14 protein-coding genes are annotated in these 15308 nt (G+C 66.5%); 9 read left to right on the top strand and 5 right to left on the bottom strand.

Annotation, left to right across the window (positions count from 1 at the left end):
• Positions 1-26: 26 nt before the first annotated feature.
• The gene (locus AB4Z27_RS05735; RefSeq protein WP_441644038.1) at positions 27-2174 is read right to left on the bottom strand and encodes a protein kinase domain-containing protein; all 2148 of its coding nucleotides are present in this window, start codon (positions 2172-2174) and stop codon (positions 27-29) included.
• 370 nt (positions 2175-2544) lie between these two features.
• On the opposite strand from AB4Z27_RS05735, the gene AB4Z27_RS05730 reads away from it, so the two are divergent.
• The 4 genes from AB4Z27_RS05730 to AB4Z27_RS05715 all read left to right on the top strand — a co-directional run bounded on the left by AB4Z27_RS05730 (position 2545) and on the right by AB4Z27_RS05715 (position 6258).
• Positions 2545-2823: a hypothetical protein gene (locus tag AB4Z27_RS05730; protein WP_092290298.1), complete on the top strand. Its 279-nt coding sequence runs from the start codon at positions 2545-2547 to the stop codon at positions 2821-2823.
• 30 nt (positions 2824-2853) lie between these two features.
• On the top strand, positions 2854-3126 hold the full coding sequence (locus tag AB4Z27_RS05725) for a hypothetical protein (protein ID WP_092290299.1): 273 nt from the start codon (positions 2854-2856) through the stop codon (positions 3124-3126).
• 136 nt (positions 3127-3262) lie between these two features.
• Entirely contained in the window at positions 3263-3490 is a 228-nt protein-coding gene (locus AB4Z27_RS05720; protein WP_255370669.1) for a hypothetical protein, read from the top strand.
• 845 nt (positions 3491-4335) lie between these two features.
• Positions 4336-6258, top strand: coding sequence for a DEAD/DEAH box helicase (locus AB4Z27_RS05715; protein ID WP_092290300.1), 1923 nt, complete (start codon positions 4336-4338; stop codon positions 6256-6258).
• Between the two features lie 115 nt (positions 6259-6373).
• Here the strand turns inward: AB4Z27_RS05715 and AB4Z27_RS05710 are convergent, their stop codons facing one another.
• Entirely contained in the window at positions 6374-7630 is a 1257-nt protein-coding gene (locus AB4Z27_RS05710) for an SUMF1/EgtB/PvdO family nonheme iron enzyme (RefSeq protein ID WP_092290301.1), read from the bottom strand.
• Positions 7631-7771: 141 nt separating this feature from the next.
• Positions 7772-8860: an L-histidine N(alpha)-methyltransferase gene (gene egtD / locus AB4Z27_RS05705; RefSeq protein ID WP_092290302.1), complete on the bottom strand. Its 1089-nt coding sequence runs from the start codon at positions 8858-8860 to the stop codon at positions 7772-7774.
• 564 nt (positions 8861-9424) lie between these two features.
• Between egtD and AB4Z27_RS05700 the strand changes: the two genes are divergently transcribed.
• The 3 genes from AB4Z27_RS05700 (at position 9425) to AB4Z27_RS05690 (ending at position 11569) form a co-directional block, all read left to right on the top strand.
• On the top strand, positions 9425-10129 hold the full coding sequence (locus AB4Z27_RS05700) for a TerC family protein (RefSeq protein WP_092290303.1): 705 nt from the start codon (positions 9425-9427) through the stop codon (positions 10127-10129).
• 148 nt (positions 10130-10277) lie between these two features.
• The gene (locus tag AB4Z27_RS05695; RefSeq protein WP_092290304.1) at positions 10278-11072 is read left to right on the top strand and encodes a thymidylate synthase; all 795 of its coding nucleotides are present in this window, start codon (positions 10278-10280) and stop codon (positions 11070-11072) included.
• Positions 11069-11569 (top strand): dihydrofolate reductase, encoded by a 501-nt coding sequence (locus AB4Z27_RS05690; protein ID WP_092290306.1) that lies wholly within the window; start codon positions 11069-11071, stop codon positions 11567-11569. Before AB4Z27_RS05695 ends, AB4Z27_RS05690 begins: the two co-directional genes overlap by 4 nt.
• 79 nt (positions 11570-11648) lie before the next feature.
• On the opposite strand, the gene pmbA is transcribed toward AB4Z27_RS05690, so the two are convergent.
• Positions 11649-13016: a metalloprotease PmbA gene (pmbA, locus tag AB4Z27_RS05685; protein WP_092290863.1), complete on the bottom strand. Its 1368-nt coding sequence runs from the start codon at positions 13014-13016 to the stop codon at positions 11649-11651.
• Between the two features lie 69 nt (positions 13017-13085).
• Here pmbA and yjgA point away from each other — a divergent pair, with 69 nt between their 5' ends.
• Both yjgA and mog read left to right on the top strand, forming a co-directional pair.
• Positions 13086-13703 carry a ribosome biogenesis factor YjgA gene (gene yjgA, locus AB4Z27_RS05680; RefSeq protein WP_304441446.1) on the top strand — a complete coding sequence of 206 codons (618 nt, stop codon included), beginning with the start codon at positions 13086-13088 and terminating at the stop codon, positions 13701-13703.
• Entirely contained in the window at positions 13700-14347 is a 648-nt protein-coding gene (gene mog, locus AB4Z27_RS05675; protein ID WP_441644037.1) for a molybdopterin adenylyltransferase, read from the top strand. The genes yjgA and mog overlap by 4 nt, the downstream gene beginning before the upstream one ends.
• 21 nt (positions 14348-14368) lie before the next feature.
• Here the strand turns inward: mog and AB4Z27_RS05670 are convergent, their stop codons facing one another.
• The gene (locus tag AB4Z27_RS05670; RefSeq protein WP_092290312.1) at positions 14369-15250 is read right to left on the bottom strand and encodes an AEC family transporter; all 882 of its coding nucleotides are present in this window, start codon (positions 15248-15250) and stop codon (positions 14369-14371) included.
• Positions 15251-15308: the final 58 nt, after the last annotated feature.

Raw genomic sequence — 15308 nt, 5'->3', positions numbered from 1 at the left:
CAGACTTGAAGTAGCGGGCTAGCGGGCTAGCGGGCGCTGGTTGAAATCTGCACGAGGTCCGCGCTGATGCGGTCCCGGCCGTACTTGCCGGCCATCTGCGCGAGCGGCTTGTCGAGCGCCCGCAGGTATTCCTGCCGGGTCTCGAACTCGGGCCGGCGCGAGTCGAACAGCGGCGCCGGGGTGGTCAGCAGCACCACCAGTTCCGTGCCGAATGGCCGCGAGACCACCCACTCCCCCGCCTCCCCGATCGTGGCGCTATAACTGGCCGGCGCCTGGTGCCCCGGAATACGCTTGCTGGGCACAAGGTGAGCCACCTTGCCATCGACGACGAAGTAATCGACGTAGACATAGGTCTCCTGCCCCGGCGTGTTCAGGTCCATGATCAGCGGCGTGCCCTCGGTCAGCTTGTCGCTGCCCCGGGTGCGCACCACAGCACCGCCGGGCTTGTGCCCGGACCAGTACGGCGCCACCAGGCGCACCACATCGCACTTGTCGGCGGCAAGCGGCTGGGCATCGAATTTCAGGGATTTCACACCGGGGATGGCGTTCAACTGGTCGCGCAGCTTGCGCGTGGCCGTATCCGCGACGTAGCCCTCCACACGCAGCGTGCCGCCATCGACGGCAGCCGTGAGCAGCGAGCAAGGCGCGGCTGCCAGCACGGGGGTGACGGCCTGCAGCGTGAGCTTGGGTTCGGGGGCTTTTGGCGGTTGCTCCGCAGCTTTCGGGGGTGCAGCGGTTTTCGGCGGCTCGGCTTTCGGCGGCTCGACAGCGGCCGGCTCGGTCGTGCTGGCCTGGGTGGCTTCCGTCGGTTCCTTCGGCTGGGCCCCCATGCGCCACACGTAGTAGCCCAGTCCCGCCACGAACGCGGCGCCCGCCAGCACGCCGCCTATCGCCATCGGCACGCTCGACGTCGGCCGCGCCGGCTCGGCGCCCAGCCCTTCCAGGAAGCGCTTCACGGTGGGCGTGCGCGTGGCACGGTCCAGCGAGAGCGCCTGGCGCAGCGTCTTCCACTGGTTGCGGCTGAGCACCTTCGGCGGCGTCGGCTTCATGTGCGAGGCGCGCGCCTGGTTGGCCGACATCCGCTCGTACGGATGCTTGCCGGTCAGCAGCTCATAGGTCACGCAACCCAGCGCATAGATATCGTCACGCGGATCGGGCTCGCGGTGCTCGAACATCTCCGGGCTGGCGTAGGCCGGCGTCATGCCGCCCAGCGAGCCGGGATCGAACACGGTCTGGTCCGCGTCATCGGTCGGCTGCTGGAAGCCGCGCGCGATGCCGAAGTCGATCACCTTGACCTCGCCACGATCGGTCAGGAACACATTGGCCGGCTTGAAATCGCAATGCACGAAGCCGCGCTCGTGTGCATAGGCCAGCGCCCGGCCCATGCCGACGATGATCGGCAGCGCCTTGGCGTACGGCAGGCCGGCGAAATCCGGCGCGCGCAGCACGCGGTTGAGGGACTTCCCGGACAGATATTCCATGGTCAGGAAGACTGTCGGGCCATCGCGGTCGAAGTCGTAGACGGTGACGATATTCCGGTGCGCCAGCGTCTGCGCCTTGCGCGCCTCCCGCTGCAAGGCCATCAGGGACTTGGGGTGCCCGCTGAACTGGAGGTTCAGCACCTTGATGGCGATATAGGGCTTGCGGTCGGACGCCTCGAGCTTGCGCAGGTCGAGCGCCTTGTAGACCGTGCCCATGCCGCCGATGCCCAGGCATTCCTCGAGCACGAAGCGGCCGTTGAGGGTATCGCCAACGCCCTTGCTGGCCCCGGCGGTGACATAGCCACCGGTGTTGCCCGTGCTGCCGGTGTTGCCGCTGTGGCCCGCGGAGGGATGGGAGGAGGCGGAAGGCGACGTGGGCGAAGACGAGGACGATGGCGGCGCGCTGCGGTCCAGCGGATCGGGCGCCATGCGGGTTTCCTCGCCCAGCGGCTCACGCATGGCGTCCCCGATCGGGTCGAACTGCGTGGCCACGCGCGACTCGATGCGGCGCATCACCTCGGCATAGACGCCAGGCGGCAGCGGCGCGCGCGTGTGTTCTTCACTGAGCACGCGGGCGAGCTGGGTCGGCTGTGTCTGGTCGTCCTGGAGGGCCAGGTCGACTGACGCAAGGAACTCGTCACGCGAGAGGCCACCGCGCTGGAAGTTGCGTATCAGGTCGGTCAGGCTAGACATCAAATGCGATCCCGACGAGTGGTTGCGGACCGGCGATGCCGCTACGTCACGAACCATCGCCCACGATGGATACTAGTGCGCACTCTGTCCAACCGCAAACCCGGTACTGCCCGGGTCGTTGGCCCCGCCCCGACAGGCACGGCCGATCTGTTGGCGGCAATCCACCACTCTCCCCTGCCAGCGGCACCGCGCGCCGGCACCGTGCCAGCCCCGACCTCCCCGCAACGCCTTATCCCACGCGGTTTTCCAACTTTTTTCGATGTGCCGGGCCTGCGCTGGCACGCTTGCTGCGATATGACAACCGAGCGCGACACCAACCCGATGCTCAACCAACCACCAAGCTTCACCCTTCCTCTCTAGGAGAACTGAAATGACCACGCTGACCATCCAAGACCTGTCCTCGACCGCAACCCTCGACGCCAAGAAGATGAGCGCCGTATCCGGCGGCCTCGGCCTCTTCGCCCCCTACACCTCGGTCTACAGCCCGTTCAAGCTGTCCATCGACAAGCACACCGAGATCAACCAGCAAAACCAGCAAATGCAAAGCGTGACGAGCGCGTTCGGCAACGGCTCGGCCTTCCAGGACCACATGAAGAACACCGTGACGACCTCGCAGACGGCCAGCAACAACGTGTACGGCCCGGTCTGAGCCCAACGGTCCCGGATCAAGGAGTCCATCATGTCTTCGATCATCGTGCGCGACCTTGCCGCCAGCAAGGAACTCGACCGCAAGTCCCTGTGCGCCATCCGTGGCGGCAATAGCTGGCTCGCCAAGGCCGGCAACATGGGCCCGCTGGCCAACGTGAACATCAACATCAACCAAAGCGTGCAGCAGCTGCAGCAGGTGAACGTGGCTGCGTTCAACAACAACACGCTGGTCGGCGTGGACCTGGGCAACATCAAGCTCGGCGTCAACCCGTCGCAGTGGGGCGGCAACTGGGCGGCGGCCTGACCGGCCACCCTCCAGTGGCGGTGCCGCCACGGCGGCACCGCTGGCCTATACTGAATCGGGCCCGCGCCTGCCCCGGCGCCGCCCGGCCGGCCCCAAACAGACCGGCCATGGCCAGGCCCAAAAGCTGGAGAACGCCATGGCAGTAATCGTCATCAAGGATTTGACGGAGAACATGGACCTCGACCGCGAGGCCATGACCGCCATCACGGGCGGTGCCCGCACCGGAGGCGGCCGCCACTGGCAGGCCCACCGACGTGCGCAGGCGCGCCTGATCCAGTATCCGGAAGGCTTCCCGGGCCAGCCCGAAGCGTCCGGACAGCATGCAGGGCAGGAACGGGTGACCGGGAAGCTGTCGCGCAAATAGGCGCGATACGCCCCGGCAGACAAAGCAAGGCAGTCGCTGCAAAGAAAAGCCCGCCAGACAACTGGCGGGCTTTGGTTGCGGACGGGCCCGGACCACCTGGGTCAACGTCGCCGGCGAATTCCGGTCATTCCTGTGCCAAGCATGTTTTCCCATGGTTCCGCCCATGACGCGGACGTCCATCCGGACCACCCGGATAGTCGAAGAAAACCTGGCAGTGGCATCAATGACCGCAATGCCGGGGGCGAGCGGCAAGCTAACCTTGCCGAAGGCGAATCATCGGGAACGATGGGTGTCCGCCCCATGCGGGCATGGATTGCTCGCGCTCTGAGTATAGGCAGGACGCCCCCGCTTTCAAGCGAGACGCATTCGCAAGTGGCGCCGGATGATTGCCGTGATCCAGATGTGCGCGACACATCTCGTTACGTTTCGCACTGCAACAAAAATTTAATTGTTCTGCTATACTGCGCGCCGTGAGTTTCGCACTGTGAGTTCCGCAAAGCGCCCGGCAATCCTGCCATGGCGTACCCGCTACCTCCCAAGCTCTGCACCCCGCCTCTGTCCTCCAGATGTTCCGTGACAGGTGTTGGCCAGAACGCACCGCTCACCAGACGTCGCCTCGTCTCCGATCCTGATGAACAGCCTGTTTGCCTGCGCTGTTTGCCTGCCAGGGATTAGTAGCCGGTTTATTTAAAAAACCAGCCGCCCACCCTGCCTGCCGCCGTGTTGCCAGCTGAGTCTGTCGAACGGCCTACCGATTGGCGCCGAAGCCTTTTTTAAGACTTTGCACTGCGCCCACCCCTTTGCGCATGACCGCGGGGGTGCCATGCATATTTAATAAGCACGACATGACCCAGCACGATTTCCGTGCGGAGCAATCTTTTGCCTCCGCCACCGACGCATCCGCCACGCCCGCCGACATCAGCCCGCTCGACAAGCTCGACGCCATGCTGACCGCCGGTGACGCGCCCGAAGCGTCCGCAGCACCCGCCCAGGCAGCCCAACCCGTCGACATCGCCGAAAACGGCTTTGCCAAGCTCGGTCTGGACGAAGCCATCCTGCGCGCCCTCTCCGAACTGAACTACCTCACGCCGACGCCGGTGCAGGCCCAGGCCATTCCCCAGTTCCTGGCCGGCCGTGACCTGCTGGTCTCGAGCCAGACCGGCTCGGGCAAGACCGCCGCGTTCATGCTGCCCGCCATCCAGCGCATCAGCGAGAAGGCGGCCCCGAATCGTCCGCGCAGCGACGAACCCGTCAAGCGCATGAAGGGCAAGCGCCCCCGTCCGTCGCCGGCCCAGCCGTCGCTGCTGGTGCTCACGCCGACGCGTGAACTGGCCCTGCAGGTGACCGAGGCTGCCGCCAAGTACGGCCGCCATCTGCGCCGCATCGTCTGCGCCAGCATCCTGGGCGGCATGCCCTACCCGAAGCAGCTGGCCATGCTGTCGAAGATGCCTGACATCCTCGTGGCCACGCCGGGCCGCCTGCTCGATCACATCGAAGCCGGCCGTATCGACCTGTCCGCACTCGACATGCTCGTCTTCGACGAAGCCGACCGCATGCTGGACATGGGCTTTGCCGATGACATCGACGCCATCGTCGCGGCCACGCCGTCCACGCGCCAGACGCTGATGTTCTCGGCCACGCTCGACGCCCGCATCGCCCAACTGGCCTCGCGCCAGCTGCGCGACCCGCAGCGTATCGAGATCGCCGCCGTCCGCGCCGACCAGAGCAACATCGAGCAGCGCCTGCACTTCACCGACGACATGTCGCACAAGGAGCGCCTGCTGGATCACCTGCTGCGCGACGCCTCGCTCAAGCAAGCCATCGTCTTCACGGCGACCAAGCGCGATGCCGATTCGCTGGCCGAACGTCTTTCGGACACCGGTTTCTCGGCCGGCGCCCTGCATGGCGACATGACCCAGGGTGCGCGTAACCGCACGCTGACCGCCCTGCGCCGCGGCAACATCCGCGTGCTGGTGGCGACCGATGTGGCCGCACGCGGTATCGACGTGCCCGACATCACCCACGTGGTGAACTTCGACCTGCCCAAGCAGGCGGAAGACTACGTTCACCGTATCGGCCGTACCGGCCGTGCCGGCCGCTCGGGTATCGCGATCAACCTCGTGAACCATGGCGACATGTTCCAGTGGAAGCGCATCGAGCGCTTCACCAACCACCGCATCGACGCGTCGGTGATCGAAGGCCTCGAGCCGCGTCGCCAGCCCAAGCCGCGTTCGAACTTCGGCGGCAAGCCGGGCGGCAGCGGCGGCGGCTACCGTGGTAACAGTGGCACCGGCGGCGGTTATCGCGGCGGCAACAGCGGTAGCGGCGGTGGCTACCGCGGCAATGGCGGCACCGGCGGCGAGCGCAGCTTCGGCGACCGCAAGTTCGGCGGCGGCGAAAGCCGTGGCTTCGGCGATCGCGGCGGCTTCGGCAACCGTGAAGGCTTTGGTAATCGCGAAGGCTTCGGCAACCGTGAAGGCGCTGCGGCGGCACCGCGCGACGGCAACCGTGGCTTCGGCGACCGTGGCCAGCCGCAACAGCGTCCGTTCGGCGGCGAGCAGCAACGCAGCTTCGGCGGCGAGCGCTCGTTCGGCGACCGCAGCTTCGGCAACCGCGAAGGTTTCGGTAACCGCGAAGGCGCGAACCGTGGCGGCTTCGGCGGCAACCGTGAAGGCGGCGCTCCGCGCGACGGCAACCGCGGCTTCGGCGATCGCGGCGGCTTCGGCGGCCAGCGCAACGGCAACACCCGCTCGCGCTACGAGCGTTGATCGGCTGACCGGGTGACCGGTTGATCAGTTGACCGGGGTCGCTACGATCCATGAAGAACGGCACCCTCGGGTGCCGTTTTTTTTTGCCTGCGTGCGATGGAATCGACGTCGGGGCCTACACCGCGCAGGACCGGAAGCCGACGAAGGAGACATCGTCCTCGGGCAGCAGCGCCGTGCGCGCCCGGGTATGGCGCTGGCGCGCCGGGCTCGCGAACGAGACGCCGCGCACGGCCTGGTGCGTGCCGAAGCGTCCCACCAGCTCCAGGTCAGCCGGCTGCGCCACAAAGCCCGCGTAGGGCTCGTAGGGTGTGGCCGTCCACTCGCGCAGCGCGCCCCATTGCAGGCCACGATTCTGCGTGGCTGCCAGCTCCCACTCCACTTCCTGCGGCAGCCGCCGGCCGGCCCAGACGCACCATGCCTGCGCCTCGAACAGCGTGACGTGGCGCACCGGCTCGTCGGGATTGAGCGTGCGCTCCGCGCCGAAGCGCGACACCATCCACGCCCGGGTGACCAAGTGGCGCGACCAGTAACGCGGCGCCGAGCGCTCCTGCGTCATCAGCCATTGCCGCCCCGCCGCCGACCACCACGACGGGTGCTCGTAGCCGTGGTCTTCGACAAATTCCAGGAATTGCGCATTGGTGACCAGCGCGCCGTCCATATCGAACGCGGGCACATAGGTCTGCTGGGCCGGCAGCTCGTCCGGCAGCGCGAGGCCGTCCGGGTCATGCCAGCCCTGCGTGAAGCGGCCGCCCGGGAAGTGCAGCGTGCCGTTGTGCGAGACGGAGATCGACGGGCCCACGGCAGCCGGCTCGGCCGGCGCCATGCCCAGCGCCTGAAGCAGCGCGGCGATGGTCTCGCCCTGGGCATCCTCATGGAACAGCGCCCGGCGAAACGGATAGAGCGTGACATCTTCGTCGTCGGGCAACAGCGCGATGCGGCGCAGCAGGCCGTCCAGCACCTGCGTGGCGTACTGCTTCACGCGTGCGACATCGGGCAGCACGATTTCCCAGCGCTCGTCCGGGCCGATGCGGTCCGGGTCGAACCATTCATCGGCGCCGTCGAGCAGCGACGGCTCACTGGCCACCGGCAGCCGCACCCCACCCCGCTCGAGGTGGCGCACGCCGCGCAGGCACCACCATTCGGCATGCCAGGCGATGTGACCGAGGGTCCACAGCGGCGGATTGCAGTCGTACTGGCGCGTGACCATCCAGCCCTTGCGGGTCTGGCCGAAGGCCGCCAGCCACGCCAGCGTGCGATTGCGCGACTCCACCAGCGCCTGCGCCAGCCCTTCGCGCGGCAGCCGGCGCGCGTCAGCCCACGTCGCCTTGCCGCCAGTGAAGTGAAGATCGGGAAGCATGGAGAAGCCGCTCATCGACAGATCCGTGACAGAAGGTAAAAGGGATGCCGGGGCCACCGGCTGCGCGCATTATGACACTGGCGCGACGATGGCCCTTCCCGGGCATTCAATCCCCTGCTTGGGCTGCGGCTTCTGTCGCGGACCCGGCCGCGACGGTCAGCCGCGCGCGTGGAACACCGCGAACCAGCCGTTCGGGTCGGTCCAGCACACCGGATCGGTGAAGCCGGCCGACTCGAGCAGGATCGAGAAGTCCTCCGGACGATACTTATAGGAATCCTCCGTATGGATCTGCTCCCCGGCCGCGAAGCGCCGCTCGCCGTCGGCCCAGCGCACGGTTACGTCGCGCGTGGCCTCCAGATGCATCTGCACGCGCGAGGACCGGGCGTCGAAGCTGGCCGCATGGCGCCAGTCGTCGAGCGCGAAGTCGCTGCCAACGATGCGGTTCAGGTTGCGCAGCACGTTGCGATTGAACGCGGCGGTCACGCCGAGGGCGTCGTCATAGGCCGACACCAGCGTCGCAGAATCCTTGAAAAGATCCACGCCGATCAGCACGCCGTCGCCGCGCCCGGCCGCCGCGCGCAGGCGCTGGAGCAGCGCGAGCGCCTCGATCGGGGCGAAGTTGCCGATGCTGGAGCCGGGATAGAAGAACAGCCGCCGCCCGCGCCGGACGCCGCTGGGCAGGTCGAGCGGGCCGCAGAGGTCCGCGCCCAGGCCCAGCATCGGAATATGCGGATTCTGCTGTTGCAGGCCGGTCAGCGTGCCGCGCAGGAACTCCACGGAAATATCGAGCGCCACGTACTGCGCTGGCTGGAGGCTGGGGAACAGCCGCGCGGCCTTCTCGCAGTTGCCCGCACCGAGGTCGATCAGCACGCAGCCACTGCCGGCGCGCGCCGCAATGGCGGGCGCCGAGGTGGCGAAGATCGATGCTTCGGTGCGCGTGGGGTAGTACTCGGGCAGGTCGGTAATCGCCTCGAACAGCCGGGAACCGAGCACATCGTAGAAAAACTTCGGACTGATGCTGGCCGGATGCCGGGTCAGGCCAGCGACGATCTCGGCGCGCAGGGCGCCGCTGTCCTCGTGGTACTGCTGGACGAATTCGGGCTGGAGCGCCGCCGGGGCATGGCCATTGCCATTGACGATGACCGGGGATGGCTCGGGCGCGAGTGTGGGGGCGGGGGCGTGGTGGTTGTGATTGGCTTTGGAGAGAGGTCGAGTTGGGTTCAGTGGTGTCGTAACAGCCGGCATGACGCTTCCTTGTTGTCGATGGGGCACTACGTGAATCCCTCAAAACCGCCATGGCTAGCGCCAGGCGACCGTCATCGGAGTCCGCGCCTGTGCAGTCTGACGCGCACCGGCCGAAGCCAGTCCCAATAGGATAGGTGCATATCGATATGCGTGCAGGATGCCTTGCATCGACTTACATCCGCTGACAATGTCGAAATCTCCACCCAAAAGCCTCATGTTAGATACATTCAAATGGCATGTAGGCTGCACAACATTTTTCCTCGCATTTCGCTTATAATCCCGCCCAGCGCGACCGCTCATGCAGTATCTGCGGACGCGTCCCTTCAAAGGGGAGTAGCTTGGGGGCCATTGCCCTTAGCACAATCGTCATTCCGAGACGCGACCCGTCTCCGGTTGTGCTGACCCTGCCGCGCATTCCGCGTCTGTGTGTCGAGCAAGACCTTTGCAACCTGGTTTCACGTTGCAAAGGCGTTTCCAACTCCCGTGCTTCGTGATCTCAGGTGAACAAAAACCCTTGCGGGCCAAATTGGCTTGCAGCTATTCGTTCGTACCCGAGGAGAGTTCATGGAGTGGTTCACCGATTTGTTCACGATGCAGTTTCTGACGGCGCTGCTGTCCATCGTCGTCATTGACCTGGTGCTGGCCGGGGACAATGCCATCGTGATCGCCCTGGCGGCGCGCAACCTGCCGCCGCATCTGCAGAAGAAGGCCATTGTCTGGGGTACCGTCGGCGCCGTAGTGGTCCGTTCGGCCATGACCATCGGCGTGGTCTGGCTGCTCAAGATCCCTGGCCTGATGCTGGTGGGTGGCCTGGCGCTGGTCTGGATTGCCTACAAGCTGCTGGCCGCCGAGGAAGATGGCGACGAGCACGGCGGCGGCGCGACCACGCTGGTGGGCGCGATGAAGACCATCATCATCGCCGACGCGGTGATGGGCGTGGACAACGTGCTGGCCGTAGCCGGCGCCGCGCACGGCAGCTTCCTGCTGGTGGTGCTGGGCCTGCTGATCAGCATCCCGATCGTGGTCTGGGGCTCGACGCTGGTGCTGAAGCTGATGTCGCGCTTCCCGATCATCATCTACCTGGGCGCCGGCGTGCTGGCCTTCACGGCTGTGCACATGATCGTCAAGGAGCCGCTGATCAAGACGTACTTCGAGACGCATTCGATCGTGCAGCTTGGCCTCTATGTGCTGATCATCGGCGGCGTGCTGGGCGCGGGCTACCTGACGCAGAAGCGTCGCGTGCGCACTACCCCGGCCGAAAGCCACTGACACCAGTCAGACCCCGGCGCGCGGCAGCCCCCTGCCGCGGCGCAGCAAAAGACCGCCTCCGGGCGGTCTTTTGCTTTGCGGGTAAAATCCCCGCTCGGGCGCCCCCGGGCGCCGACATCACTTTCTCCCCGCCCTCGCTTCCAAGCCGATGAAACAGTATCTCGACTTCATGCGCCATGTTTACGAGCATGGCACCGACAAGGCCGACCGCACCGGCACGGGCACCCGCTCGGTGTTCGGCTACCAGATGCGCTTCGACCTGAACGAGGGCTTCCCGGTGGTCACCACCAAGAAGCTGCACCTGAAGTCCATCATCCACGAACTGCTGTGGTTCCTCCAGGGCTCGACCAACATCGCCTACCTGAAGGAACACGGCGTGACGATCTGGGACGAGTGGGCCGACCAGAACGGCGAACTCGGCCCGATCTACGGCTACCAGTGGCGCGCCTGGCCGACGCCGGACGGCCGCCACGTGGACCAGATCGCCGACCTGATGCAGCAGATCCGCAACAACCCGGACTCGCGCCGCCTGATCGTCTCGGCCTGGAACGTCGGCGAGATCCCGCAGATGAAGCTACCGCCCTGCCACGCATTCTTCCAGTTCTACGTGGCCGACGGCAAGCTGTCCTGCCAGCTCTACCAGCGCAGCGCCGACATCTTCCTCGGCGTGCCGTTCAACATCGCCAGCTACGCGCTGCTGACGCACATGATCGCGCAGCAGGCCGGCCTGGCCGTGGGCGACTTCGTCTGGACCGGCGGCGACTGCCACATCTACAACAATCATTTCGAGCAGGTGGAAACCCAGCTCGCGCGCGCGCCGATGAAGCTGCCGACGCTCCAGATCCAGCGCAAGCCGGACAGCATCTTCGACTACAAGTACGAGGATTTCGCGCTGGTGGGCTATGAATCGCACCCCGCGATCAAGGCGCCGGTGGCCGTATGACGCTGCTGACCCTGATCGTCGCCCGGGCACGCAACGGCACCATCGGCCGCGACAACACGCTGCCGTGGCGCCTGCCGGAAGACCTCCAGCATTTCAAGCGTACGACGATGGGCGCGCCGGTCGTCATGGGCCGCAAGACGTGGGATTCCATCGGCCGACCGCTGCCGGGGCGCCGCAATATCGTGGTGAGCCGGAACCGGGACCTGAAGCTGGAAGGCGCCGAGGTGGTGGCATCGCTCGAAGACGCCCAGCGGCTCTGCGTGGGCGTGGAGCAGGTCTTCCTGATCGGCGGCGCGCAGCTCTACGCCGAGGCGCTGCCCAGCGCGGACCGGCTGATCGTTACCGAGATCGACGCCGACGTACCCGGCGACGCGTTCTTCCCGGCCGTGGACCGGACCCGCTGGATCGAACTGACCCGCGAGACGCATCACTCCGAGGCCAACCAGTTCGACTACGCGTTCGTGACGTACGAACGGCCGCCTTCCGGCGAAGAGTAAGCCGAGGCTGCAAAAAAAAACGGCAGGGTTCAAACCCTGCCGTTTTTCGTTGGGCGATCCAGCCCCAGGCCCCAGCCGGTCAGTTCCCGGCGATCGTCATCTGTTCGATCAGGATCGAGCCGGTTTCCTTGGTGCCACGCACCAGCGAGTCCGCGCCGATGGCCACGATTTGCTTGAACATCTCGACCATGCTGCCGGCAATCGTGATTTCTTCCACCGGATACTGGATCACGCCGTTTTCCACCCAGTAGCCCGACGCGCCGCGCGAGTAGTCGCCCGTCACGTAGTTCACGCCCTGCCCCATCAACTCCGTCACCAGCAGGCCGGTGCCCATCTTCTTCAGCATGCCGGCGAAGTCGTCGCCCGGCTGGGTCAGGGTGCTGGTCAGCTTCAGGTTGTGCGAGCCGCCGGCGTTGCCGGTGGTCTTCATGCCCAGCTTGCGCGCCGAGTAGGTGGAGAGGAAATAGCCTTCCACCACACCGTCGCGCACCACGTCGCGCTCGCGCGTGCGCACGCCTTCCTCGTCGAACGGGGCGCTGCCCATCGCGCCCGGCACGTGCGGCGTTTCATGGATCTGGATGTCCGGACCGAACACGGCCTTGCCCAGCGTGTCGTACAAAAACGTCGATTTACGATACAGCGCGCCACCGGACACCGCCTGGACGAACGCGCCGAGCAGGCCAGCGGCCAGCGGCGCTTCGAACAGCACCGGGCACTTGCGCGTGGTCAGCTTGCGGGCATTCAGGCGAGCCAGCGCACGCTCGGCGGCGTAGCGGCCGATGTCCTCGGGCGCGGCCAGCGTCAGCGGGGAGCGCTTGGACGAATACCAGTCGTCGCGCTGCATGCCGCCACCCGAGCCGGCGATGGGCGCGCACGAGATGAAATGGCGGGAATACGGGTAGCCGCCGGAGAAACCGCGCGAGGTGGCCAGCACGAATTGCGAATGCTGCGCGGAAACGCTCGCGCCGTCGCTGTTGCGGATTTTCGGCGAGACCGCGAACGCGGCCGCTTCGGCGCGACGGGCGATGTCGATGGCGCCCTCGGCGTCCACCGTCCACGGGTGGAACAGGTCCAGGTTCTGCGGATTCTTCTCGAGCAGGTCTTCCTCGGCCAGCCCGGCGCAATCGTCCTCGGCGGTGAAGCGGGCGATGTTGTAGGCGGCCTCGGCCGTGGCGCGCAGCGCCGCCGGCGAGAAATCGGACGTGCTGGCGTTGCCGCGCCGCTGGCCGATCATCACCGTAACGCCAACCACCTTGTCGCGGTTCTGCTCGATCGTCTCCACCTGGCCCTTGCGCACCGTCACCGACAGGCCGCTGCCCTCCGAGATCTCGGTAGCGGCGTCGGTCGCCCCAAGCTCGCGTGCCACGCGCAGCACATCGGCCGCCATGGCCTTGAGCTGGTCCTGGGAATAGGTGAAATGCGAGGTTTTGTCGGCAATCTGGTCCATGCGGTGGTCCATGTGGGCAAGCGTGATCAAAAGTCCAAACGGGAATCATAGCAAGATAAAATGCCGGCTATGACGCGAAATACCCGTAGCCCCTCCAATTCCCGTTTCCCCGGTGGCTTTGCCCCCGAGCCGGACGACGACCTGCCCAAGAGCAAGTCGCAGCGCAAGCGCGACATGACCGCGCTGCAAGACCTGGGCGTCGAGCTCGAAGCCCTGGCCAAGGACCGCCTGGCGCGCGTGCCGATGCCTGAGTCGCTGGCGGACGCCATCCACGCCGCCCGCAAGATCAACAGCCACGAAGGCAAGCGCCGCCAGATGCAGTTCGTCGGCAAGGTCATGCGCGGGCTGGACGACGACGAACTCGACGCCATCCGCGCCGCGCTGGAAGGCTTCAAGGGCACAAGCAAGGCCGAGACGGCCCGGCTGCACCTGATCGAACGCTGGCGCGAACTGCTGCTGGCCGACGACGCGATGCTGACCAAGTTCCTCGGCGAGCACCCCACCGTGGACGTGCAGGCCGTGCGCAATATCATCCGCAATGCCCGCAAGGAGCGCGAAATGAGCAAGCCGCCCAAGTACTTCCGCGAGCTGTTCCAGGCCGTGAAGACCGCGCTGGAAGAGAAGGATGCCGCCACTGGCGCCGCAGCCGACGCCGCCACCCCGCCCGCACAGGAGCCCGAGGCATGACCTCTCCCCTGACCACCCAGCCCAGTTCCCCGGCCGTGCGTAAGCATCCCGACGAGCTGATCGTCGGTTTCGTGTCGATTTCTGACCGGGCGTCGTCCGGCACCTACCAGGACGAGGGCATCCCCGCCCTGCGGGACTGGTTCGGCCGCACCCTGACCTCGCCGTGGCAAGGGGTGGAACGGCTGATTCCGGACGAGCAGGCGCTGATCTCGCGCACGCTGATCGACCTGGTGGATGTGGCGGGCTGCGACCTAGTGCTGACCACGGGCGGCACCGGCCCGGCCCGGCGCGATGTGACGCCGGAGGCAACTCTGGCGGTCGGTACCAAGGAAATGCCGGGATTTGGCGAGCAGATGCGGCAGGTCAGCCTGCATTTCGTGCCGACCGCGATCCTGTCGCGCCAAGTGGCCGTGATCCGCGAGACGCCGGGCCGTGCTGCGCTGATCATCAACCTGCCCGGCCAGCCGCGCGCCATCCGCGAGACGCTGGAAGGTCTGCGCGATGCCGACGGCAAGTCCGTGGTCCAGGGCGTGTTCGCGGCGGTGCCATATTGCATCGACCTGATCGGCGGCCCCTACGTGGAAACCGACGAGGCCGTGGTCAAGGCGTGGCGCCCGAAGCACGCCATCCGCGCGAAGTCCTGACTAGATATTTAGAGAGAACGGCTACTTCAGGCCGAGGTAGAGCCCGATGGGCACGAACACCACGGCCCCGATGTTGCCGAGCAGCACGATGGAGGCCACCTGATCCGGCTCTTGCCGGAAATGGTCGGCCACCAGGAAATTGAGCACCGCCGGCGGCAGGGCCGCGAAGACGAACAGCAGCCCGCGCTGGAGATCGGTCAGCGGGACCCACAGCGCCAGCGGCAACGCCACCGCAATGCCCACCAGCGGGCACACCGCCGCGCCCAGCAACCCCATCCCCCAGTTCCGCAGGCTGACGTCCTTCATCCGCACGCCGAGCGCGAACAGCATCAGCGGCACCGTGGCATCGCCCAGCAGCTTGATCGACTCGAAAACCGGCTCGGGCAGCGTGAACCACGGCCGCGCCAGCGACAGCGCCACGCCGGCCACGGTGGCCAGCACCATCGGGTTGCGGGCGATCTGCGTCAGCGAGGCATGCCGGTTGACGATCTTGAGCCCCAGCGTAAAGTGCATCAGATTCGACGCCGCGAACAGCGCCACCGCCGGCGCCAGCCCGGCCGGGCCGAACGCGAAGACCGACAGCGGCAGGCCCATGTTGCCGCTGTTGTTGAACATCATCGGCGGCACGAAGGTGCGCGGATCGGCCTTGATCAGCCGGGCGACGATCCACGCAAGGATGCCGGAGCCGATCACCACCGCCACCGCGCAGCCAAGCAGCGCCAACTGGTCCGCCAGCACGAAATCCTTGCTGACGAAGGCCGAGACCACCAGCAGCGGCGCGATCACGTCGAGCGTGGCGCGGTTGATGCCGGTCATGTCTGGGTGGGCGCGCCGGCCGTAGAGCCATCCGACCAGGATGATCAGGATGACCGGCGTAATGATCGAAACGATACGGGTGAACATGGCGGAAGGGGCGGCGTAGCCGGGGCCCCTCCCCGTCAAGCGGAAGGACTGGCCGGCC

The sequence above is a fragment of the Cupriavidus sp. KB_39 genome (assembly GCF_052114485.1).
In the GTDB taxonomy this organism is placed as follows: domain Bacteria; phylum Pseudomonadota; class Gammaproteobacteria; order Burkholderiales; family Burkholderiaceae; genus Cupriavidus.
This window is presented reverse-complemented; position numbering and strand designations above follow the sequence as displayed.

Bases quoted from the DNA above. Each gene is read 5' to 3' on its own strand.
- AB4Z27_RS05735 (WP_441644038.1), bottom strand. From the start codon at position 2,174: ATGTCTAGCCTGACCGACCTGATACGCAACTTCCAGCGCGGTGGCCTC.
- AB4Z27_RS05730 (WP_092290298.1), top strand. From the start codon at position 2,545: ATGACCACGCTGACCATCCAAGACCTGTCCTCGACCGCAACCCTCGAC.
- AB4Z27_RS05725 (WP_092290299.1), top strand. From the start codon at position 2,854: ATGTCTTCGATCATCGTGCGCGACCTTGCCGCCAGCAAGGAACTCGAC.
- AB4Z27_RS05720 (WP_255370669.1), top strand. From the start codon at position 3,263: ATGGCAGTAATCGTCATCAAGGATTTGACGGAGAACATGGACCTCGAC.
- AB4Z27_RS05715 (WP_092290300.1), top strand. From the start codon at position 4,336: ATGACCCAGCACGATTTCCGTGCGGAGCAATCTTTTGCCTCCGCCACC.
- AB4Z27_RS05710 (WP_092290301.1), bottom strand. From the start codon at position 7,630: ATGAGCGGCTTCTCCATGCTTCCCGATCTTCACTTCACTGGCGGCAAG.
- egtD (WP_092290302.1), bottom strand. From the start codon at position 8,860: ATGCCGGCTGTTACGACACCACTGAACCCAACTCGACCTCTCTCCAAA.
- AB4Z27_RS05700 (WP_092290303.1), top strand. From the start codon at position 9,425: ATGGAGTGGTTCACCGATTTGTTCACGATGCAGTTTCTGACGGCGCTG.
- AB4Z27_RS05695 (WP_092290304.1), top strand. From the start codon at position 10,278: ATGAAACAGTATCTCGACTTCATGCGCCATGTTTACGAGCATGGCACC.
- AB4Z27_RS05690 (WP_092290306.1), top strand. From the start codon at position 11,069: ATGACGCTGCTGACCCTGATCGTCGCCCGGGCACGCAACGGCACCATC.
- pmbA (WP_092290863.1), bottom strand. From the start codon at position 13,016: ATGGACCAGATTGCCGACAAAACCTCGCATTTCACCTATTCCCAGGAC.
- yjgA (WP_304441446.1), top strand. From the start codon at position 13,086: ATGACGCGAAATACCCGTAGCCCCTCCAATTCCCGTTTCCCCGGTGGC.
- mog (WP_441644037.1), top strand. From the start codon at position 13,700: ATGACCTCTCCCCTGACCACCCAGCCCAGTTCCCCGGCCGTGCGTAAG.
- AB4Z27_RS05670 (WP_092290312.1), bottom strand. From the start codon at position 15,250: ATGTTCACCCGTATCGTTTCGATCATTACGCCGGTCATCCTGATCATC.